The following is a 21,154-nucleotide window of genomic DNA, read 5'->3' as shown; positions in this document are numbered from 1 at the left end:
TCTCCCCGCAGAAGGGGTCGGCCGAGACGGCAGGCTCGGCCGCAGGGGAAGGCTTTCCCCCCTTGATAGAGCAGTTCCGTAGAGCGGATTTCAGTAGGTCAGAACGCGAGCGCCGCCTGAGCCTCACGCAGCCGCGACACGCGGAAGCTCCGCGCCGGCAAGGGCCGCAGCAGTTCTTCTTCCGGGCGGGTCAGGTCAAGCCAGTCCATGCGCTGGTCCCTGCGCAGCACGGCCATCTGCCGGTCATGATAGGGCTCGACGTCGTCGTTGGCCGCCGTCGTCAGGATCGCATAGGCCTCCGGCCAGTCCAGCGTCGCTGGCCGCCAGATGCCCGCGAAATAGAACCAGTCGCCGTTGGCGAGCGAGAAGCTGTAATGCTTGCCGTGGCTGCGATGGCGGAACTCGGAAGCCGGTACGAGGCAGCGATAGGCTGGGAAGGTGCGGCCTTCGGCGCGCACGACGGTGAACGGCCGGCCGCCGCGCTCGCGGGGCTGGAGACCCCACGGCAGCTCCACCATCTCAACATCGCCGCCGTCACGCCTTATGATGACACGGCGTTCGTCGAGCGATGCGTCGGAATCGAAAACCTTCGCGCTCATGACCTGCGAACATAACAAGAACACGGTCGCAAGGCAATGGCGATCGAGACGGAGGACCGATGTGCAATGACTATCGACTGAAGGTGGATGTCGCTTCGATCATGGAGGACTTCGCCGACCTGAAGATCAAGATCCGCTTCGGCGAAGGCGCCCCGAACATCGAGGCGCGCGACGACATCAAGATCACGGACGTCGCGCCGATCATCCGCACCGTCGATGGCGTGCGCGGCGAAGGCGACCTGGTGCAGCGGCGGTGGAGCTGGCCGGGCCAGAACAAGCGCCCGGTCTACAATTTCCGTTCAGAGGGCCGCGAGTTCAACTCGAACCGCTGCCTGATCGTCGCCGACGGTTTCTACGAGTTCACCGATCCGACCGAGAAGGGAAAGAAGCGGAAGGACAAGTGGCTGTTCACCAAGCGCGACGAGCCGATCTTCTGCATCGCCGGCATCTGGCGCGAGACGAAGGATGTGGGCGAAGCGTTCACCATGCTGACGATGGAGCCCGGGCCTGACATCGCGCCATACCATGACCGGCAGATCGTCATCCTCGAACGTGACGCCTGGGCTGACTGGCTCGATCCGTCCGTGCCCGCGCAGTCGCTGATCCGGCCGCTGGCTGCGGGAACGCTTGCGGTCGAACAAGTCGGATAGATTTGGCGGGCATCGCGTCTTTCGCTTTGTTTCCCAACTCTCTAGGGACGTGGACACGCTCTGAGTGTATGATGTGTGAATCAGAATTGGGCGCGGGGCACAACTTTCCAACGACCGGCACGACTCAGTCGTTCATGGGGCGAAAGTAGGGTTTGTTCGTCAGCGCTGTTGGGGAGGCGCGGCGTGCCGTTGTACGAAGAGTGGTGCACCACCACGAAAGAAAAAGACGAGCGCAAGGAGTATTGGTGCCTCGTCGAAAAGGCTGGCGGACGCGACGCGATCCGCGCATCGCTCGCGGAAACCGTCCGCTCTCACTACGATCGGCTTGATCGGATCGCCGATGATGTCGCGCGCCTCGGCTACGAAGGTGCCGCCGAAATCCTCCGCGCGCAACTCCCGCAGACCCCCAAAGGACGTTCTGGCGATCTCGGAGAGATTCTTGCGACCGAGCTGGTCGAGGAAGGGATCGGTCTTCGCGTTCCGGTGCGCCGGCTCCGTTACAAGGACGGACGCAACATGGCGATGCGGGGCGACGACTTCATCGGCGCCGGCTATGGCGCAGGCGACGACGGAGAGCTGTGGCTCCTAAAGGGCGAAGCGAAGAGCAACCAAGTCTTGGGCAAATCGACCGTCACGGCGGCGCGCAAGGTTCTCAATCGGGACAGCGGCCGCTGCACGCCGGACTCGCTGTTGTTCGTCGCCAACCGTTTGCTGGAAAGCAACGATGCCGGCGACGTCGCGCTCGGCCGTGCGATCCGCGACGAGATAGGTCTGAAAGTGCCGCGCGCGGGCCGCATCGACCACATGCTGTTCACCATGTCGGGCAACGCGCCGCCGGCCGCGTTGAAAGAGGACCTGGAGGGCGCGAGCACGAACCGGGACCAGTTCGTGGTGAACCTCCGCATCGAGGACCACCAGGACTTCATCAAGGAGATGTACGAAGAGGCGGAAGACCTTGGAGACGATTGAAGAACTTCGGACCTTTCTGACCGCCGCGACCCAGGACGGCATCCAGCGGCGGTTGCTTTACCGAGGTGCCGCTTGGTCGTTGATGCGGACGGATGGCGTGTTGCCGGCTGACGCGCCCGCGCTGGGTGCGACGATCGAGACGGACCTTGCCGAGCATGGTTTTGCGCTGCTGCGGGGCGCGATGGCGCTTCGTGTTGGCGAAGGCGCGTCGCCGCTGACCAGCAAGGCTTTCGAGCGCGCGGCCAATGCGTTTGAAGCTCTTGTCCGCAATGGTGATCCCGAGGCACCGGATCGTGGATTTCGCAGGACGATAGCGGCGGCCGCCTATCATCTCGCCGGCTATTCGGCGGTTGCGTACTCGCTGTTCAACGAGGTTCCCGGCGATCTCAACGCCGCGCCAGGCGAAACCGCTGTCATGTTGCTGATCCTGCGCGACCTCGATCGCCTTCGAACCTATGTGCGCGACTGGCTCAACGACGAAGCGCATGGCGATGCGCAGATGTCGGCCGAGCTGCGCGGAGAGGAAGCTGATCCTGACGAAGTGCTGGCTACGATCCTCAACACGACGATCTGCCGCGCCCTGGCTCACTTCGAGTTTGCGCTTGCGACCGGCGACGAGGAGCCGCTTGAGACGGCCCGCAGTCTCCTGGCCACGGCTGTCAGCCTGGCGGACAACGCCGAGAACGTACCGCTCTGGTGGATTTCGAACCTCTGCCGTCATTTGATCGACGATCTATGGGCGCATTCGCTACACCAGAACCTACCGATCGATCCGCCGGACGGGGCGGAGGAGCGTTATCCCGAGCTTCGGCAGCTTTTCATCGGCTCACTGTTCGCCCGCAAGAGCTCCGAGGTCGAGTTGTGGCCGTCTCAGCGCGAAGCGGCGCGTCGGTCGACGGACATGACCGACGATCTCGTCGTGGCGCTTCCGACCAGCGCCGGAAAGACGCGCGTGGCTGAGATCGCGGCGCTGATGACGCTTTCCGCAGCGCGACGCGTCCTAATCGTCACGCCGCTGCGGGCGCTGTCGGCACAGACGGAGCGCTCGTTCCGCAAGACGTTCGCTCCGCTGGGGTTCAGCGTCTCGTCGCTTTACGGCGCAAGCGGATTGTCGGCGGGAGACGAGGACGCGCTCCGGTCGCGCGAGATCATCATCGCGACGCCGGAGAAACTCGACTTCGCCCTTCGCAGCGATCCAAGCTTGATCGACGACGTCGGCCTGATTGTTCTCGACGAAGGCCATATGATCGGTCCGAGCGAGCGCGAGATCCGCTACGAGACGCTTGTCCAGCGCCTGCTTCGGCGCGGTGACGCTGCCGACCGTCGGATTGTGTGTCTGTCCGCCATCCTTCCAAGCGGCGACGAACTTGACGATCTGACCGCGTGGATACGCTCCGATCAGCCCGGCGAGCCCGTGCGGTCGGATTGGCGACCGACGCGCCAGCGCTTCGGGATGCTGACATGGCGGGGGCGCGACGCGCGCCTGACGCTCGATCTCACGGCTAACGGACCATTCATCGATCGATTTGTGGTCCAGAAGCCGCCGCTGGGCCGTGAAAAGAAGCCGTACCCGCGCGAGGCCGGTCATCTCGCCTTGTTCGCTGCGTGGGAGTTTGCCGGTCAGGGCAAACGGACCCTGATATTTTCTACGCAGGCCAATTGGGTCGAAGGCTACGGCAAGCGTGTGGTCGACCTGTGCCGACGCGGATATCTTGAGCCGCTTCTCGACGACGAGGGCCCGATCGCAAGGGCGCTGGAAGTCGGGAAGGAATGGCTCGGCGAGGATCATCCCGCCGTTGCCAGCCTGAAGGTCGGCGTCGCCATCCATCACGGTCGCCTGCCGAGTCCGTTTCTGCGCGAGCTGGAGGTCCTGCTGTCGGAGGGCGTGCTGAAGGTCATCGTGGCGTCCCCGACCTTGTCGCAAGGCCTCAACCTCAATGCGGCGGTGCTGCTCGTACCAGCGCTCTATCGTTCTGGTGCGCTCATCACCGGAGAAGAGTTCGCGAACGTCGCGGGTCGAGCTGGCCGTGCGTTCGTCGACGTCGAGGGCCTTATCGTCCATGTCATGTTTGATCGGGTGGACTGGCGCAGCGGCGAGTGGCGGCAACTGGTGGCCTCCTCGAAGGCGCGGACATTGCAGAGCGGCCTGATTCAGATCGTTGCCGAGATCCTGGAGCGCTTGACGCGCGAAGGCATTCTCGGACGGGCCGACGCTTGGGAATACCTGGCGAATTCGAGGGACGGCTGGAAATCGGAGGCGGAGGAAGCTGCGGTTGCTGCCGAGCTGGCTGATCCAGGCGCCGTCGATGATGAAGAGGACGAAGACGAAGAAGGTGACGGCGGCGGCGATGAAGAGGAGGACATCGAGGAAGAACCGCTGTCCCAGCTCGTTGAGCGCCTTGACGCCACCGTCTTTGGTTTGATCGAAGCTCTCGACGCTGATCGGGCGGACCTGCCGCGGTTGCTCGATGAAGCGCTGCAGGGCTCGCTTTGGGCGCGCCAGATCGCACGCGAAGGCGAAGCGACGGTGGCGCAGCACCGGAGGGTGTTCGAAGCGCGAGCCAATCTGATCTGGAGCGTGACCACGCCACAAGCGCGCAAGGGTCATTTCGCGATGGGCGTCGGGCTCGAGGCCGGCCTGGCCATAGACGCGATGGCTGACGAGTTGGGAGCGCTCGTCGATCGAGCCGACGCGGCTTCGCTGCCCGGTGACGTCGACGAACTCTCCGACGCACTCGCCGGCCTCGCCGAGCGCTTGCTTGTCATGCGACCGTTTATCCCCGACAAGAGGAATGCGCTCCCGGCAGATTGGCGGAGGATTCTTCGCCAATGGGTTTCGGGTGCGGAGGTGGCCGAGATCGGCCCCGCCAATATGCGCGTGGTCGAGGAGGCCTTCACCTACCGGCTCGTTTGGGCGCTCGAGGCGATCCGGACGCGGCGTCTTTCTCTCGGATGGTCGCCGGACATCATCCCCGGTGGCGGGGCGGCGGCGCTCGAAACGGGCGTGCCGCGCTTCATGATGTCGATGCTGATCCGTGCCGGCCTACCTTCGCGCCGCGCTGCGATAGCCGCGATCGAAAGCGCTGAGCCGGTCTTTGTCACGCCGGCAGAGATGCGGGCTTGGCTTGAATCCGACGAGATCACGGCTTTCACCGATCTCGGCGATTGGCCGACTCCGGATACCGCGGCGCTTTGGGCGCGGTTCAGAACGGAGGCGCTGAGTGGCGGTATCCAAAAGTGGAATGTCGAGCCCAATAAGCGCCTGCTCGATGTGCCAGCCGGCGTGCGGGCGCCCGCGCCAGGCCTGTACCGGATCATCACGGATGCTGGCGACGGGCAAACCTGGCTCGCAACGCCGGATTACCGTCGGCTGTTCGCGTTCAAAAAACCTGCCGTCGATCCGAAGCCAAGTCTTTTCTCGGGTCGGATTCCCGCCCGGACGACGTTGGTCGACGTTCTGCGGATCGGTCGCGGCAAGATGCGGTGGCCTCGCGCTGACGCTTAGGCGCAGCGCTAATGGAAATTCCGCGCCTTCACCTTGATCGTGTCGATGTGGAGGTCGGGGATATAGATGTCGCGGGTGCGCAGACCCTTGGGGGGCAGCTCACGCGGGTCGGCACCGGAGCCGCCGTTGCGCACTTGGTCGCCGCGGCCGTGCGGCAGCGGGAATGCTGCATCTCGGCTTCCCACGCTCGCGAGGTCGGCCGAAAGGTCCGTGATGCGCTGCGCGACCAGGTGGACGACGTCGCCCTCGCGCTGGATGCGGCCGCGCACCGCCATCATGCTGGCCGACAGGACGGCGCGGCGGTTCGCCTCGAACACCTTCGCCCAGACCACGAGATTGGCGATACCCGTCTCATCCTCCAGGGTGATGAACATCACGCCCTTGGCGCTGCCCGGGCGCTGTCGGACGAGGACGATGCCGGCCGCCTCGAGCCAACGCCCGTCACGGGTCGCCATGGCCTCCGCACAGGAGACGATCCGCCGACGGCGGAGGTCCTCGCGCAGAAAGCTCAGGGGATGGGCCCGGAGCGTCAGCCCGACATGGCCGTAGTCTTCGACCACCTCGCTGCCCGCTGTCATCGGCCGCAGCTCGATGGCGGGCTCGTTCACCTCGGGCACGATCTCCGCCTCGCGGGCGGATGCGGCCGCGAACAGCGGGAGCGGCTCGTCGCGCAGGGCCTTGATCGCCCATAGCGCCTCGCGGCGGGCGAGCCCCAACGCGGGTCGGAAGGCATCGGCCTCGGCGAGCTGGACCAGGGCAGCGGATGGCACGCCGGCGCGACGCCAGAGATCATCTATAGACGCGAAGGGCTGGTCGGACCGCGCCCCGACGATCGTGGCGCCGTGCGCGTTGGCGAGGCCTTTGACCATGCGCAGCCCGAGGCGCACGGCAAAGCGGCTGTCGTCATCGGTCCGCTCCAGCGTGCAGTCCCAGCGTGAGGCGTTGGCGCAGACGGGACGGATTTCGACGCCATGCTCCAGCGCATCGCGGACGATCTGTGCCGGGGCGTAGAACCCCATGGGCTGGGCGTTGAGCAGCGCGGCGCAGAAGACATCGGGATGCCAGCATTTGAGCCAGGCGCTGGCATAGGCGATCAGCGCAAAAGAGGCTGCGTGCGATTCCGGAAATCCGTAAGAGCCGAAGCCTTCGAGCTGCTTGAACGTCGCCTCCGCGAAATCGCGCTCATAGCCGTTGTCGACCATCCCCTTGATCAGCTTCTCCTTGAAGCTGGAGACGCCGCCGGTGAACTTGAAGGTGGCCATCGACTTGCGCAGCATATCGGCTTCGCCCGGGGTGAAACCCGCGCATTCGATAGCGACGCGCATGGCCTGCTCTTGAAAGAGCGGCACGCCGAGCGTCTTTCCCAGCACCTTTTCCAACTCGGGCTTCGGGAAGACCACGGGCTCCAGACCTTCGCGCCGGCGCAGATACGGATGCACCATGTCGCCCTGGATCGGCCCAGGCCTGACAATCGCGACCTGCACCACGAGGTCGTAAAAGGTCCGCGGTTTCAGCCTTGGCAGCATCGACATCTGCGCGCGGGACTCGATCTGGAAGGTGCCGAGCGTGTCGGCCTTCCTGATCATCGCATAGGTGCGCGGGTCCTCGGCCGGGATCGTAGCGAGGTCGAGATTTATGCCCTTGTGGTCGGCGAGCATGTCGAGGCCGCGCTTCATGCAGCTCAACATCCCCAGCGCCAAAACGTCGACCTTCATGAAGCGCAAGGCGTCGATGTCGTCCTTGTCCCATTCGATGACCTGGCGGTCCACCATCGCGGCGGGCTCGATCGGCACCAGCTCGTCGAGCCGGTCGTGCGTGAGAACAAATCCACCAGGATGCTGCGAGAGATGGCGGGGCGCGCCCATGAGCTGGCGTGCGAGATCGAGCGCCAGGCGCAGGCGCCGATCACCGAGATTGAGGTTGAGCGCTTCGACGTGCTTGTCCTCGACGCCTTCCGACCAGCCCCAGACTTGGCCCGAGAGCGTCTTGATCAGATCCTCGGTCAGGCCGAGCGCTTTGCCGACGTCGCGCATCGCGCCTTTGGTGCGATAGCGGATGACGGTCGAGCAGAGCGCGGCGCGATCCCGGCCGTAGGTGTCGAACACCCACTGCATGACGATCTCTCGCCGCTCGTGTTCGAAATCGACATCGATGTCGGGCGGCTCGCGCCGTTCCTCGCTGACGAACCTCTCGAACAGAAGGTCGTTGCGACCGGGATCGATCGAGGTGATGCCGAGCACGTAGCAGACGGCGGAGTTGGCGGCCGAGCCGCGCCCCTGGCAGAGGATATCCCTTGAGCGGGCGAAGCGGACGATGCTGTTCACCGTCAGGAAGTACGGCGCATATTGCAGCTTCTCGATCAGGCGGAGCTCGTGCTGCAGCGACGCCCGCACGCTATCCGGAACGCCCTCGGGGTAGCGCGCTTCCGCGCCCTCCCAGGTGAGTTTCTCCAGCGTCTCCTGCGGGGTGAGCGTCGGATCGTCACGCTCCTCCGGATACTGGTAGGCCAGCTCCTTGAGGTCGAAGCGGCAACGCGCCGCGATCTCGATCGTGCGGGCCACCGCCTCGGGATTGCGGGGAAACAGCCGATACATTTCCTCCGGCGGCTTCAGGTAACGGTCGCCGAACTCACGCCGGTCGCCCAGCTCATCGATCGTGATGCCGTGGCGGATGCAGGTCACCACTTCCTGCAGGATGCGGCGGTCGGGTGCATGGTAGAGCACGTCGTTGGTGGCGACGGTCGGCACGCGCATCTGCGCAGCCATGTTCGACAGCTCGTGGATGCGGAGCTGGTCGTTGGGCCGCCGGCGTAGCGTCAGCGAGAGGTAGGCCCGATCGCCGTACGCATCGCGCAGGCGGCGCAGGCGCAAGCCGCAAGTTTCATCGGCCTCGTCAGGCACGAGAATGCCGATCAGGCCGTCGCTGTAGGCGACCAGATCTGCCCATTCGAGGATGCACTTCGCCTTGCCGCCGCGCTTTTTTCCGAGGGAGAGCAACCGGCAGAGCCGGCCATAGGCAGCGCGGTCGGTGGGATAGACAAGGATCGAGGTGCCGTCGGCGAGATCGAGACGACAGCCGACGATAAGCCGCACGCCGGTGGTCTTCGCGGCCTCGAAGGCGCGCACGACGCCGGCGAGCGAGTTGCGATCGACCACGGCGATCGCCTCGATGCCCTGGATCGCGGCGTGGGCGAACAGCTCCTCGCAGGACGATGCTCCGCGCAGAAACGAGAAATGCGAGGTGACCTGAAGCTCGGCGTAGCGGGATAGGCCGGTCATCCGAATACCCCGTGCAGGAACCAGCGCTGGGAGCCGCTATTTGGGTCTTCGCCATCGCCCGAGCGAAAGATCCAGTAGCGCTCGCCGGCATCGTCCTCGACGCGGAAATAGTCGCGCACCGCGGTCAGCTCGGCATCGCGCCGCCACCATTCACCCCTGATGCGTTCGGGCCCGTCCGCGTGACGGACGCGTCGCCGGATACCGCGCCAGGTGAAGGCGACAGGCGGATGATCTGGCAGCAGCGCCATCGTCTCGATGGGCTCCGGCGATGCGAGCAGCCGCGACGGCCGCGGCCAATGGCCCGGCCAGGTCGCGCCTGTGTCCGGCGCCATCGGCGCGATCCGGCGCACCGAGCGCTCCGGCACCTCGGTCGCGATCGGCGCGGCCCGGTAGAGGCTGCGCTCGCCGACGCGGTTGATGAGGGTGTCGACCAGATCGGACACATCAGGCACGCCGTCGTCGACCATCGCCGTCAGGGTCTGCTTTTCGCAGAGCGGTTCGGCGAGCGTCGCGGTCAGGCTGAGGATCTCGATACCGAACCCGGGTTCGATTGTCTCGATCTTGTCGGTCAGGAGCCGTGTGAGGCGCTTCACATCGCGAACCGGCATGGCGGTGCCGACACGGACCGCTTGTAGCCGGTTGTCGACGCGGTGACAGATGAGGTCGAGGCGCTTGGCCCCCAGGCCCTTAGCCTCCAGCTCGGCGCAGAGCTGCACGACCAGCTTGCCGATGTAGCGGGCTATGGTCTCGGCCGCGCCGATCGGTTCGGCGAAATTGCGCTTCACTTGGATCAGCTCGTCGGGTCGGATCGGGTCGATCGGCTCGCTGAGTGTCCCCAGCGCCTGATCGATGCGGCGGCCGAGCTGCGGCCCGAACCGCAGGGTGAGCGGGGCGCGCGGCTGCGCGAGGAGATCGCCGATGTGCTCGAAGCCAAGGACATGGAGCGCGGCGATCATGTCGGCGGGCAAACGAAGGGCTGCGAGCGGCAGGCGGGCCAGGACCGAGCTGCCGTGGCCTGCTGGTGCGACCAGCGCAGGCTTGGCGGCATAGCGAGCCAAGGCGTGCGCCGCGCCCCAGGTGTCGGCGATCGCGGCGCGCGCCTGCACGCCGGATGCGGCAAGCCGGTCGATCAGCCCGGCGAGCATGGCGTCTTCACCGCCATGGAGGTGGTCGGTGCCGGTGGAATCGATCGCCAGGCCGTCAGGAGGATCGGCGGTGACGATCGGCGCGTAGCGTTGGAGCATCCACAGCGCGAGGCGGTCGAGCGCCTGGGCGTCGGCGACCGCGTCATGATCGTGAACGATGAGGCCGTGGACGAGGACGCGCGCCTTCGTCGCCGGCATACCGACGCGCACGCCGGCGGCCTGGGCCGCGGCGTCCACCGCCAGCACCACCTGTTTTCTTCCGTCTCGGCCTATCAGAGCGAGCGGCGCCTCAGCCGGAGGCGCCGCGTCGCCGGCCTTCCGCCGAAGCCGGTCGGTGGACCAGCTCGGCAGGAAGAGCGAGACGACCCGTGTCATCACACGCCTCCACTTCAAAATCTGCACTTTCGCCCGCCCGGGCGCGGATCAGCTCCAGGAGCCAGCGGTGACGGCCGACGCCGGGAACGGGCAAGGCCGCCGAGGGCATGACGGACACGCGCCATCGGGTGGCGGCGGCCGTAGGCTGGCCGAAATCGGAGGCCTCGGTCTGGCGGCGCCAGCGGCGCAACGCGATGCCGATCGTGCCGCTTTCCTCCGCGCAGAGTTGGAGGCGGCGCGACGCGGTCATGTCGAGCCGTGCCACTTCGCCGACGACAGCGCCGAGCCCACCGTGGCGGAGACCTTCCTCGATGCAGGCGAGGACGGTCTTGTCGTTGCCGGCCTCGACGTAGATCACGCGGTCGGGCGCAAGACCTGCCTGGGCCAGCGCCGGCGCGAAGAGATCAGGCCGCGTGATGACCCAGAGAACCTTGCCCTTGGTTCGCGCGGCGACCCCGGCCGCAAAGAGTGCCGCCGCCGCGCCGTCGACCGCGCCGTTACCGCCGCCGGCGATCTCGTGGAGCGCGCCGAGCGCCAAGCCACCGCTTGGAAGGCGCGAGTCTATGTCGGTGATCCCGAACGGAAGCACCGATTTCACGCGCCGGCCTCGGCCTTCGATCTTCTCGATCTGCGCGCGCAATGACTCTATGGCGGGCTCGGGCCGCAAATTCCTCGTTGACCTCCGGGGACGGGTTCAGCATCATGTTCTCTATTTGTTCTAGTTTGAAGCGTGAGAGTCAAGGGAGATTCAGGGCCGGTCCGCTAAACCCTTGGCGGCATATGAGCTTTATCGAGCCGCCGGTGGATTAGGGAGACGATGGTGAGGAGATCCTCAGCATCCTCCTTCGTCATGCTCCAATGGATGCGCGCCTCGTGGGCGGTCGGGTTGCGGAACATGCCGAAGGTGCCGCGCACGAGATTGGCGAAGCCGCTCTGTTCGCTGCGCTCGCTCGCTGACGCGCGAGCATTGATTGCCAGAAGGGGCGGGTCTCCCGCGAGGACCCGGTCCACTAAACCAGCGCCATCATCAGTCAGGCCTGTACGGGTCCGCATCTTATCGGCGACGCTTTTCACCGCCTCTTGCACCGCATGGAAATAATTGTCCGCAAGCAGTTCCGCGCGGCAGAATTTCAGAACGTCGGGATGGACGCCTCGACCTTCCAGGTCAGCCCTGAGTTCCCGTGCCCGGCGTTGCGCCTCGGGCAATGTCTGAACAGCTTCGGCCTTCGCAAGATTGCCGGCCTGATCGACCACTAGGCCCGCGAAGGCTAGCGCCTGATTGAGTAGTGCCCGCATGGGCTCGTAACGCTCCGGATCGCGGCTGTAGCGAGCCGGCTTCATCGCGAGCCGAATGAACTCCAAGATGTTTGTGCGATTTTTCTTCGTATTCTGGCAGTCCACAAACGCATTGTAGATGCGGACGCGCTTCGTAATCGGCCCGGGATCATTCATCTTGGTGGAAGCAAGAAGATGCTGGATTTCGGGACCTGTAAGACCATGGTTCGTGTCGCCCAGCGCTCCAGCAATGGCCTCCAACTGATCTTGTGAGAAGAAGGCCATGCCGATCAGCGCTCACCACGAATCGGATTGACGATCTCTATCCCAATGAAGTCGCGCTCATTGTCGGTGACGACAACGCAGTCGTTGGCGGCGGCGATTGCGGCGATGATCGTGTCGAGCCCGCTGCGCGGGCGGCCGGCGGCTTTGCCTTCGGCCATCAGCTCCGCCCAGGCGAGACCGGCGCGCTCGTCGAACGGCAGGATGCGGCCGGCGAACAGCGCCTGTGGGCCTTGGGGGCCGCTAAACCAGGTGTCGAGTTGATCGCGGCGCTTACCGGCGGGCTTCTCAAGGACGCCTCTGCGAAGCTCGGCCAGCGTCAGCGAGGCGATGAATAGGTCATCGTCGGACTGGTCGGCCATCCACGCGACCAGCGATTCCGAAGGCGCCGGTTTGGTGAAATTGCTGAGGATGTTGGTGTCGAGCAGATAGTGCATCAAAGATCGACCTTCCGTCCTTCCTCACGCGGACGGGTCAGGTCGAGTTCGGAGCCGATCAGGGGCGAAGCGAGCAGCGCCTTGAGGATGCCGCCTTTCTTGGGCGGCTCGCCGGCAATGGATTGATTGACCGCTGCCCTCAGCCGATCGGCATCCGCGCCGCCTTCGGCTAGGCGCTTGGCGACCGAGCGGATCAGTTCGCGATCGTCGCCGCGGCCGATCACCTCGAACCGGGTCATCCCGCGTTCGGTTAGCCGACTGCGATAGTTATCGATTGCTCGACGCTGAGGACTCTTGCTCATTCTGGCTCTCCGAACTATAACCGGTAATATAGCCAGAACCCCGGAAATCTGCAAGGCCAGGAAGTGGCGAGGGCAGATTCGGACTTTTTGCCGAGGACACCCTAATGCGCCCCAATGCCGCCGAACATACTACGCAGACCGGCGATCCGGCCGCCGTGCGCACTTCATTGCACTACGCCAGCGTTTCAGATTGCCGCCGCGAGCTTTCCACTGCCGCCGTTTGGCGCCAAATCCCGCAGCGCGAAGTTCGCATTAACACTCGGAAAGTCTTGGATAAATCGTCGCTTAGCATGATTATCTTATCATGTCAGCAAAGCACGCTATCCCCCAAGTCGAAACCGAAATCGACGACTTCTTCGACTACGCGCAAAACGGGTTTTATTCACCCGCCCGCGAGCGTCGGCCAAAGAAGGCCAAGCCTCGGCCACGCGTTGTTGCCGAATGGCCCTCGGGCGTCACAGAGGCCGAGCTCGACATTCTCGAAATCCATCTCGCCGACGTCTTGGACGAGATATTCGACCCGAAGAACTGAGCTTACTGAAGGAGGCGTCGCATGAAGGCCAAAGCGAACCTCGCCTTGGCGACGCCGGGGCGTGCCGCGCTCTATCTCCGCGTGTCGACCGGGCGGCAGGCCGAGCACGATCTGTCGATCCCGGACCAGCGGCGGCAGCTTCGAGCTTATTGCGAGGCCAAAGGCATCGAGGTCGTCGCAGAATTCGTCGAGCCGGGCGCTTCCGCGACGGACGACAAGCGCCCCGAGTTTCAGAAGATGATGGACGCCGCCTCTGAAAAGCCGGCGCCGTTCGATTGCATCATCGTTCACTCGTTCTCCCGGTTCTTCCGGGACCAGTTCCAGCTCGAATTCTATTTTCGCCGGCTGGCCAAGAACGGCGTGAAGCTGACGTCGATCACTCAGGACCTGGGCGATGATCCGATCAGCGGCATGATGCGCCAGATCATGGCGCTGTTCGATGAATATCAGTCCAAGGAAAACGCCAAGCACACGCTCCGCGCCATGCGCGAGAACGCCCGGCAAGGGTACTGGAACGGCTCCCGCCCGCCCTACGGCTACCGGATTATCGCCGCTGAGACGCGCGGGCAAAGGACGAAGAAGAAGATCGAGCCTGATCCGATGCTCATCGACAACGTGAAGCTGATTTTCCGCTTGGCGCGTGTCGGTGACGGCGACGGCCCGATGGGATCGAGGCAGATCGCCGGCTACCTCAACGATCGCGGCATTCGAACGCAGACAGGCGGCCGATGGGGCGTGGGAGGCGTCCACCAGATCCTGACCCGCGAGACCTACATCGGTAAGCACCGCTTCAACGTGTCGAGCTGGCGGAACGGCGTCGAGAAGCCAGCAGATGAGGTCGTGGAGGTCGAGGTAGAGCCGATCATCACGGTGGAAGAGTTCGAAGAGGTCCGCGACATCATGCGGTCGCGTAGTCCGCAGCTCCGGGCTCCGCGATTCGTGAGCGGACCTACCTTGCTTGGTGGGGTGGCCTTCTGCGCCGACTGCGGCGGGGCGATGACCATCCGCACCTCCGGCAAGGGAACGGAATACCGCTACTACACCTGCTGCACGGCCGCTCGGCAGGGCCCCAAGGGCTGCAAGGGCCGTTCCATCCCGATGGACGAGCTGAACGACCTGGTCGTGACCAATGTCGTCGAACGGCTCCTCAGCCCGAACTTTCTCGAGGAAGCGCTCGGCGCGCTTCTGAAGCGGCGGGACGATGCGGCAGAACGTGAGACAGGCCGTATCGTGACCCTCAAGCGAAACGCCCTGGATGCGGAGAACAAGCTGACACGCCTCTATGAGGCCATTGAGGCCGGGCTGGCCGATCTGACCGATTCGAACCTCAAGGGTCGAATCGCCGAGCTGAAGCGGATTCGGGATTCGGCCCAGGCCGATGTCGAACGGGCGGAAGGTCGCCGGGGGGAGAGGATCGAAATTACGCCCGAGGCGCTTCGGACCTTCGCGGCAGCAGCAAAGGAGCGCATGCGGGACTCCGACGGTTCCTTCCGGCGCAACTACATCCAGCAGCTCGTACAGCGAGCCGAGGTGGGAACCGACGAAATAAGGATAGTGGGATCGAGAGCCCGGCTCCTTCAGACGCTCGTGGCGTCTGAAGGAAAGCCTGGAGTGGAAACTGCGGCGCACGGCGTTCGCAGTTTCAATCTGAAATGGCTCCCCGGGCCGGATTCGAACCGGCGACCTGTCGATTAACAGTCGAATGCTCTACCGCTGAGCTACCAGGGAATGCGCTTGGCGCGGTGTGAGCGGGGTAATACAAATGCTTTCCCGATTTGCCAAGCGGTTTTTTCAAAAAAAATGCATTCTCTTGCATTATTTCCTCGCGCCACCATTTCCTATGGATGACCGATCAAAGCGAAACGACAGCAAATGCCGATCGGAATGGCCGGAAAACCCGCCGTTTTGGCATTGATCCCGCGACCCGCGAGCTGGTTTTCGGCTCCGTGAGAATCCCCCTGCCCCGATCGCGCCTTGCCCGCGTCGGCGTGGGGATAGCGCTTGTCTTCGGCGGACTGCTCGGCTTCCTGCCGGTGCTCGGTTTCTGGATGCTGCCATTGGGCTTTATCGTGCTCTCGCACGACATGCCTATGGTACGCCGCTGGCGCCGCCGTTTCGCTATATGGTGGACGCGAAAACGCCGCCCGGCAAACTAAACTCTCTTCTTCCTATCGCGCACGAACGGGACGAGCCGGATTGCCGACAACGGTTGTACCGGCGGCAACATCCCTGGTGACGACCGCGCCGGCGCCGATGATCGCGCCGTCCCCCACCGACACGCCGCCGACAAGGATCGCGCCGCCGCCGATCCAAACGCTTCTGCCGATCGTCACTGGCCGGGCAATTTCCACCCCCGCTCCGCGCAATTCGGCGTCCTTATGATGTTCGGCGCAATAGATATGAACGCCCGGCCCCAGCATGCTGCCGTCGCCGATGCGGACGCTGGCGCTGTCGAGGATCGTGCAGCCGGCATTCATGTAGACCCGGCGGCCGAGCGAGATATTGATGCCATAGGAGCAATGAAACGGCGCCTCGATGAAGACGCTCTCGCCGATCTCGGCAAAGAGCGCAGACAAAGCCGGCGCGAGATTGCCGCGCTCGGCGGGCGGCATTGTATTATGTGCATGCACAGCCTCGCGTGCTTGCCAGCGCAAGGCGTCGAGCTCCGGATCGAAGCAGCAATACCACTCCCCCGTCGCCATTTTCTGCCGCTCGCTGAGACCCATGCTCTCATTCCTCCAATGCGTTCCGAACGTCCCGCCGGCGATCTTGCAACATCGCTCGGGGCACAAGCAAGGAAGACCATCGCGTCTTCTTAGCCGACCGGCAATCTATGAACGAACGCACGCGGCCCGCACCTCTTGATTAGCAAAACCGCAAATGCACGATCCTGCAACGAACGCTGCTCCGCAGAGCCGCTGCGCTTGTGAAAAAGCCCGTCAATGCGGGATTCTTGCCCACAACAAACTGTCACACAGCTTGTCTATAACCCGCGCTACCGCGGACTTGCGCAAGGCCACCGGTTCCGAGCTTTCAAAAGGAAATAGGGATTATGTCGAAACTTAAAAATTACATTTCTGCCGCCGCTGCTGGCGTCATGAGCGTCGCTTTGGCGATGCCGGCTGCCGCAGCTCCGGTCAAGTTCGATTTCTGGTTCGGTCTGTCGGGCGACCTTCAGCGCGTCGTTGAGACGCTCTGCAAGAACTTCAACGATTCCCAGAAGGATTATGAAGTTTCCTGCGTCAGCCAGGGCAATTACGACGCCGCGCTGCAGAACACCATTGCCGCCTTCCGCGCCGGCAAGCAGCCGACGATCGTCCAGGTCTATGACGTCGGCACGGCAACGATGATGCTTTCGGGCGCCTATTATCCGGTCAACAAGCTGATGGCAGAGAACGGCTACAAGGTTGACTGGAACAACTATTTCCCGGGTATCGCCCGCTACTACGCCACCTCGAAGGGCGAGCTGCTCTCCTTCCCCTTCAACTCTTCCACCGCCCTGCTCTACTGGAACAAGGATGCCTTCGCAAAGATCGGCAAGACCGCCGCGCCGAAGACCTGGGAAGAAGCTGCCGACGACATGAAGGCGCTGAAGGGCGCCGGCTATGAATGCCCGATGGCCATCAACATCTCCGGCAACGAAAGCTGGCAGCTGATGGAACAGTTTTCTGCCATCCACGACCAGCCGATCGCTACGAAGAACAATGGCTACGACGGCCTCGACGCCCGCCTGACGGTCAACAAGACGAAGTTCGTCAAGTATGTGACTGATCTCAAGAGCTGGTACGACCAGGGCCTCGTCAAGATCAAGTCCAAGGACCTCGGTCAGGACATGGTCCAGGCCTTCGCCGCCGGCGATTGCCAGATGATCATGACCTCGGTCGGCGACCATGGCACGGTCGGCAAGACCCATAAGGCCGACATGAACTGGGATGTTGCCGAGCTTCCGGTCTACGCCGGCACCGAGCGCAAGAACTCGCTCGTCGGCGGCGCTTCGCTCTGGGTTCTCTCCGGCAAATCGGCTGACGAATACAAGGGCGCTGCCGCGTTCCTGAACTTCATCGCCAAGCCTGAAACTGCTCTCTTCTGGTCGACCAACACAGGCTACATCCCGGTTACGAAGTCCGGCTTCGAATTCATGAAGTCCTCCGGCTTCTACGACAAGGCTCCCTTCAAGGGCCGCGAAGTCGCTATCGCCAGCCTGACCGCTTCCGAGCCGACCGCGATCACCCGCGGCATTCGCCTCGGCAGCTTCACGCAGATCCGCGCCGAGTTCGGCAACCAGATGCAGGCCATCTTCGCCAACAAGGTCGGCGTCCAGGAAGGCATCGACAACCTCGTCAAGAACGGCGACGCCGTGCTCGAGCGCTTCGAAGCGACCTACAAGGGCAAGCAGCTGCCGTAAGCGCAAAACTCGTAACAGAACAACGTCCGCCGGGTTTCCCGGCGGACGTTCGTTATGAGGCAAGCGTGGCATCGAGATCTCAAGCCGGTAGAGACAATGGAAAAGCGAGTAACTTTCAACAAATGGAGCGTCGGCATCCTGTTCGCAGTGCCGCAGCTGCTTCTCATCTTCACCTTTTTCTATTGGCCGGCCGGTCAGGCTGTCTTCTGGTCGCTGACGCTGCAGCAGCCTTGGGGCGGCGGCAATATCTGGGTCGGGCTAGACAATTTCAAATCCATTCTCGCCAGTTCCGATTATTGGAACTCGGTCACGATCAGCATCATCTTCGCTGCTATCAGCACAAGTATTTCCATGGCGGGCGGGCTGATACTAGCGGCCCTGACCGATCGGCAGCTGCGCGGCTCGAAAATCTACCGCGTGGTCTTGATCTGGCCTTACGGTATTGCGGCACCCGCATCGGCGATGGCCTTCCGCTTCATCCTGGCGCCAGAAGCAGGCCTCATGGCCGTGGTCAATCAGTGGTGGCCGGGATTCTGGGACCCGGGCCTCGACGGCAACGCCGCCATGGCCTGCGTCATCGCCGCCTTCTCGTGGAAATATATCGGATACAGCTTTATCTTCTTCCTCGCCGCTTTCCAGGCCATTCCACGCGCGCTGATCGAGGCATCCGCCATGGATGGCTCCGGGGTGCTGCGCCGCTTCTGGGACATCCAGTTCCCGTTGATCACGCCGACGATCTTCTTCCTGCTCGTCATCAACATCACCGAAAGTTTCCAGGATTCATTCGGCATCGTCGACATCATGACATCGGGCGGCCCGCACAACTCGACCAACCTCATGGTCTACAAGATTTATTCGGACGGCTTCAAAGGCCTCGATTTTTCCGGTGCGGCGGCGCAGAGCATCATTCTCATGCTGCTGATCGTCCTGCTTACCATCTTCCAGTTCCGCTTCATCGAGAAGCGCGTACATTACCGTTGAGGCTGACATGGTCGAGCGCACCCCCATTCTCAATTTCTTTACCCACCTGATCCTGCTCCTTGGCTTCATCGTCGCCGTGGGCCCGCTGGCTATCGTCGCCATTGCCGCATCGCATAACATCGCCGACGTCAACAAAGTGCCGATGTCGCTGATCCCCGGTTCGGATTTCTGGGTCAACATGCAGACGGCATGGACGACCGCCGGTCTCGGCCCGAAGCTGCTGAACAGCCTGATCTTCGCCACCGGCGTTGCGGTGGGCAAGGTGCTCATTTCGGCGATAACGGCCTTTTCCCTGGTCTATTTCCGCTATCCGGGCCGCCATTTCATTTTCTGGCTGATCTTCATAACGCTCATGCTGCCGCTCGAAGTGCGTATCGTGCCGACCTATGCGGTCGCAGCGAACGTCCTGTCGCCCTTCCAGGGAATTCTCGACTTTACCGGAATCACCTGGCTCATCGCAAAGCTTACGGGCATCGAAGTCTCCCTGAACCTCGGGCTGCTTAACTCCTCGATCGGCCTTATCCTGCCGCTGGTCGCGACGGCGACTGGCACCTTTCTTTACCGCCAGTTCTTCCTGACCATACCGGATGAGCTGGCCGAGGCCGCGCGCATGGACGGCGCCGGGGCATTGCGCTTCTTCGTCGACATCCTGCTGCCGCTGTCGCGCACCAATATGGCCGCCCTCGGTACAATTATGTTCCTCTGGGCCTGGAACCAGTATCTATGGCCGTTGTTGGTGACTACCGATCCCGCCCACATAACGGCTGTTCACGAACTCAAGTCGCTCATCCCGAATTTTGGCGGCCTTCCGGAGTGGCATATCGCTATGGCCGGCACGCTGATCATTATGATTCCGCCGCTTGCCGTCGTCGTGCTGATGCAGCGTTGGGTCGTTCGCGGCATGATCGCTACGGAGAAGTAATCTCGTCTCCTGCCGCGTCGCATTTGCGAGCGCGGCAGTCCCGCGATCGAGTATTCATCTGCATCGCGCTGGAATATCCCCACGCAAACCCAACCTCACTTAAACTCAGTCGACCTGCGACACATAAAAAACCCGGAAGTCGGGAAAACTTCCGGGCAACACCTACTGAAAACTTATGTTTGAAATCAGCTCGCCAGCACCTTCAGCGGCGTAACCGAAGCAACGGCGTCGAGCCGCAGCCCGGTATCCTGGGCAAACAGATGCGTGTGCTGCTGCGGCAGTTCCAGTGCTACGGACTGACCGGTCTGGCCCGTCGTATGATCGGCAACGGCGACGGCGAAGCTCGAACCGTTGATATCGCAATGGATGACGCGGCCGGCGCCGAGTTCTTCGACGAAATCGACGGTTGCCGGGATTGCGCCGGGCGTACCGGCAGGAACGAGGCGTGCATGTTCCGGCCGGAGGCCGAGGGCGACCGGCTGGCCTGCATGGCGCTTGCCGATGTTGGCGTCGATGGCGATCGGAATGCCGTCGAAGATGAATTGCTCGCCATTGGCGGCGAAAGTGCCTTCCAGGAAATTCATGGCCGGAGAGCCGATAAAGGAGCCGACGAAACGGGTGCGCGGCGTGTTGTAGACCTCGAGCGGCGTGCCGACCTGCTCGACATTGCCCTTGTACATGACGACGAGCTTGTCGGCGAGCGTCATGGCTTCAACCTGATCATGCGTCACGAAGACCGAGGTGGCCGACAAGCGCTTGTGCAGGCGGCGGATTTCGACGCGCATCTGCACGCGTAGCTTGGCATCGAGGTTGGAAAGCGGCTCGTCGAATAGGAAGACCTTCGGCTCGCGGATGATGGCGCGGCCCATGGCGACGCGCTGGCGCTGACCGCCGGAAAGCTCGGCCGGCTTGCGGGCGAGGAAATCCTCGAGGCCTACGATCTTGGCGGTTTCCCTGATGCGACGATCACGCTCGGCGCGCGGCACGCCGGCGACCTTGAGCGCATAGCCCATGTTGGCTGCGACATCCATGTGCGGATAGAGCGCATAGTTCTGGAAGACCATGGCGCAGCCGCGCTCACGCGGCTCAAGCTGGTTGACCACCTTACCGTCAATGCTGATCTCGCCCGAGGTGATGTCCTCAAGGCCGGCGATCATACGCAGCAACGTGGACTTGCCACAGCCGGAAGGTCCGAGGATGACGACAAATTCGCCCGATCGGAAATTCAGGTCGACCCCATGGACGACCGGATTGCGGCCATAGGCCTTGCGAACTTGTTCGATGCGGATTTCCGCCATTTTAATCTTCCCCGCCTGTCCATTTCGGCACGTCAATCGGGTGGACTGCTAGCGAATTTGCATTACAGAACAGTGACAAGCATGCCCTATATCACTAATGGCATCCAGATTTCCTCACGAGAGTTGCGTGTAGGATTCCTTTATAAAACGCGCAGTAGCGGAACCATCTCGCTACCGGTGCCGTATATTGGTTTCGATG

The 21,154-nt window shown here is 63.2% G+C and carries 17 protein-coding genes and 1 tRNA gene; 8 read left to right on the top strand and 10 right to left on the bottom strand.

Annotation, left to right across the window (positions count from 1 at the left end; translation table 11 throughout):
* Positions 1-98: 98 nt before the first annotated feature.
* Positions 99-599, bottom strand: a complete 501-nt coding sequence (locus AC13RM_RS08115) for an SOS response-associated peptidase family protein (RefSeq protein ID WP_488554774.1) — start codon at positions 597-599, stop codon at positions 99-101.
* Between the two features lie 59 nt (positions 600-658).
* On the opposite strand from AC13RM_RS08115, the gene AC13RM_RS08110 reads away from it, so the two are divergent.
* The 3 genes from AC13RM_RS08110 to AC13RM_RS08100 all read left to right on the top strand — a co-directional run bounded on the left by AC13RM_RS08110 (position 659) and on the right by AC13RM_RS08100 (position 5,723).
* The gene (locus AC13RM_RS08110; RefSeq protein ID WP_488554773.1) at positions 659-1,249 is read left to right on the top strand and encodes an SOS response-associated peptidase; all 591 of its coding nucleotides are present in this window, start codon (positions 659-661) and stop codon (positions 1,247-1,249) included.
* A gap of 183 nt (positions 1,250-1,432) precedes the next feature.
* Positions 1,433-2,218, top strand: a complete 786-nt coding sequence (locus tag AC13RM_RS08105) for a Hachiman antiphage defense system protein HamA (RefSeq protein WP_488554772.1) — start codon at positions 1,433-1,435, stop codon at positions 2,216-2,218.
* Positions 2,205-5,723: a DEAD/DEAH box helicase gene (locus tag AC13RM_RS08100; RefSeq protein ID WP_488554771.1), complete on the top strand. Its 3,519-nt coding sequence runs from the start codon at positions 2,205-2,207 to the stop codon at positions 5,721-5,723. Before AC13RM_RS08105 ends, AC13RM_RS08100 begins: the two co-directional genes overlap by 14 nt.
* Positions 5,724-5,731: 8 nt before the next feature.
* Here the strand turns inward: AC13RM_RS08100 and AC13RM_RS08095 are convergent, their stop codons facing one another.
* From AC13RM_RS08095 to AC13RM_RS08070, 6 genes are all read right to left on the bottom strand, one after another.
* A complete protein-coding gene (locus tag AC13RM_RS08095) occupies positions 5,732-9,001 on the bottom strand; it encodes an error-prone DNA polymerase (protein ID WP_488554770.1) in 3,270 nt (1,089 codons plus the stop codon).
* Positions 8,998-10,521, bottom strand: a complete 1,524-nt coding sequence (locus tag AC13RM_RS08090; RefSeq protein ID WP_488554769.1) for a DUF6504 family protein — start codon at positions 10,519-10,521, stop codon at positions 8,998-9,000. Before AC13RM_RS08090 ends, AC13RM_RS08095 begins: the two co-directional genes overlap by 4 nt.
* On the bottom strand, positions 10,436-11,188 hold the full coding sequence (locus AC13RM_RS08085) for an ImuA family protein (RefSeq protein WP_488554768.1): 753 nt from the start codon (positions 11,186-11,188) through the stop codon (positions 10,436-10,438). The genes AC13RM_RS08090 and AC13RM_RS08085 overlap by 86 nt, the downstream gene beginning before the upstream one ends.
* A 95-nt stretch (positions 11,189-11,283) precedes the next feature.
* Positions 11,284-12,081 (bottom strand): TIGR02391 family protein, encoded by a 798-nt coding sequence (locus tag AC13RM_RS08080; protein ID WP_488554767.1) that lies wholly within the window; start codon positions 12,079-12,081, stop codon positions 11,284-11,286.
* 5 nt (positions 12,082-12,086) lie between these two features.
* On the bottom strand, positions 12,087-12,515 hold the full coding sequence (locus AC13RM_RS08075) for a PIN domain-containing protein (protein ID WP_488554766.1): 429 nt from the start codon (positions 12,513-12,515) through the stop codon (positions 12,087-12,089).
* On the bottom strand, positions 12,515-12,817 hold the full coding sequence (locus tag AC13RM_RS08070; RefSeq protein WP_488554765.1) for a hypothetical protein: 303 nt from the start codon (positions 12,815-12,817) through the stop codon (positions 12,515-12,517). Before AC13RM_RS08070 ends, AC13RM_RS08075 begins: the two co-directional genes overlap by 1 nt.
* Positions 12,818-13,370: 553 nt before the next feature.
* Between AC13RM_RS08070 and AC13RM_RS08065 the strand changes: the two genes are divergently transcribed.
* Positions 13,371-15,044, top strand: coding sequence for a recombinase family protein (locus AC13RM_RS08065; RefSeq protein ID WP_488554827.1), 1,674 nt, complete (start codon positions 13,371-13,373; stop codon positions 15,042-15,044).
* On the opposite strand, the gene AC13RM_RS08060 is transcribed toward AC13RM_RS08065, so the two are convergent.
* Positions 15,003-15,077 (bottom strand) — tRNA-Asn (locus AC13RM_RS08060). The two genes, AC13RM_RS08065 and AC13RM_RS08060, sit on opposite strands and share 42 nt — an antisense overlap.
* Before the next feature lie 116 nt (positions 15,078-15,193).
* On the opposite strand from AC13RM_RS08060, the gene AC13RM_RS08055 reads away from it, so the two are divergent.
* A complete protein-coding gene (locus AC13RM_RS08055; RefSeq protein ID WP_374816991.1) occupies positions 15,194-15,505 on the top strand; it encodes a hypothetical protein in 312 nt (103 codons plus the stop codon).
* Positions 15,506-15,517: 12 nt separating this feature from the next.
* On the opposite strand, the gene AC13RM_RS08050 is transcribed toward AC13RM_RS08055, so the two are convergent.
* A complete protein-coding gene (locus AC13RM_RS08050; RefSeq protein WP_374816990.1) occupies positions 15,518-16,075 on the bottom strand; it encodes a sugar O-acetyltransferase in 558 nt (185 codons plus the stop codon).
* Positions 16,076-16,401: 326 nt separating this feature from the next.
* Here AC13RM_RS08050 and AC13RM_RS08045 point away from each other — a divergent pair, with 326 nt between their 5' ends.
* From AC13RM_RS08045 to AC13RM_RS08035, 3 genes are all read left to right on the top strand, one after another.
* On the top strand, positions 16,402-17,754 hold the full coding sequence (locus AC13RM_RS08045; RefSeq protein ID WP_440479941.1) for an extracellular solute-binding protein: 1,353 nt from the start codon (positions 16,402-16,404) through the stop codon (positions 17,752-17,754).
* A gap of 96 nt (positions 17,755-17,850) precedes the next feature.
* A complete protein-coding gene (locus tag AC13RM_RS08040; protein ID WP_113233344.1) occupies positions 17,851-18,735 on the top strand; it encodes a carbohydrate ABC transporter permease in 885 nt (294 codons plus the stop codon).
* 7 nt (positions 18,736-18,742) lie between these two features.
* The gene (locus tag AC13RM_RS08035) at positions 18,743-19,657 is read left to right on the top strand and encodes an ABC transporter permease subunit (RefSeq protein WP_113233343.1); all 915 of its coding nucleotides are present in this window, start codon (positions 18,743-18,745) and stop codon (positions 19,655-19,657) included.
* A gap of 185 nt (positions 19,658-19,842) precedes the next feature.
* Here AC13RM_RS08035 and AC13RM_RS08030 read toward each other — a convergent pair whose 3' ends face one another.
* Positions 19,843-20,955 carry a sn-glycerol-3-phosphate import ATP-binding protein UgpC gene (locus AC13RM_RS08030; RefSeq protein WP_112610111.1) on the bottom strand — a complete coding sequence of 371 codons (1,113 nt, stop codon included), beginning with the start codon at positions 20,953-20,955 and terminating at the stop codon, positions 19,843-19,845.
* Between the last annotated feature and the right edge of the window lie 199 nt (positions 20,956-21,154).

It is taken from the genome of Martinezella sp. CNPSo 3732 (assembly GCF_057784515.1).
The sequence above is the reverse complement of the archived record's forward strand: the minus strand, read 5'-3'. Positions and strand labels throughout refer to the sequence as shown.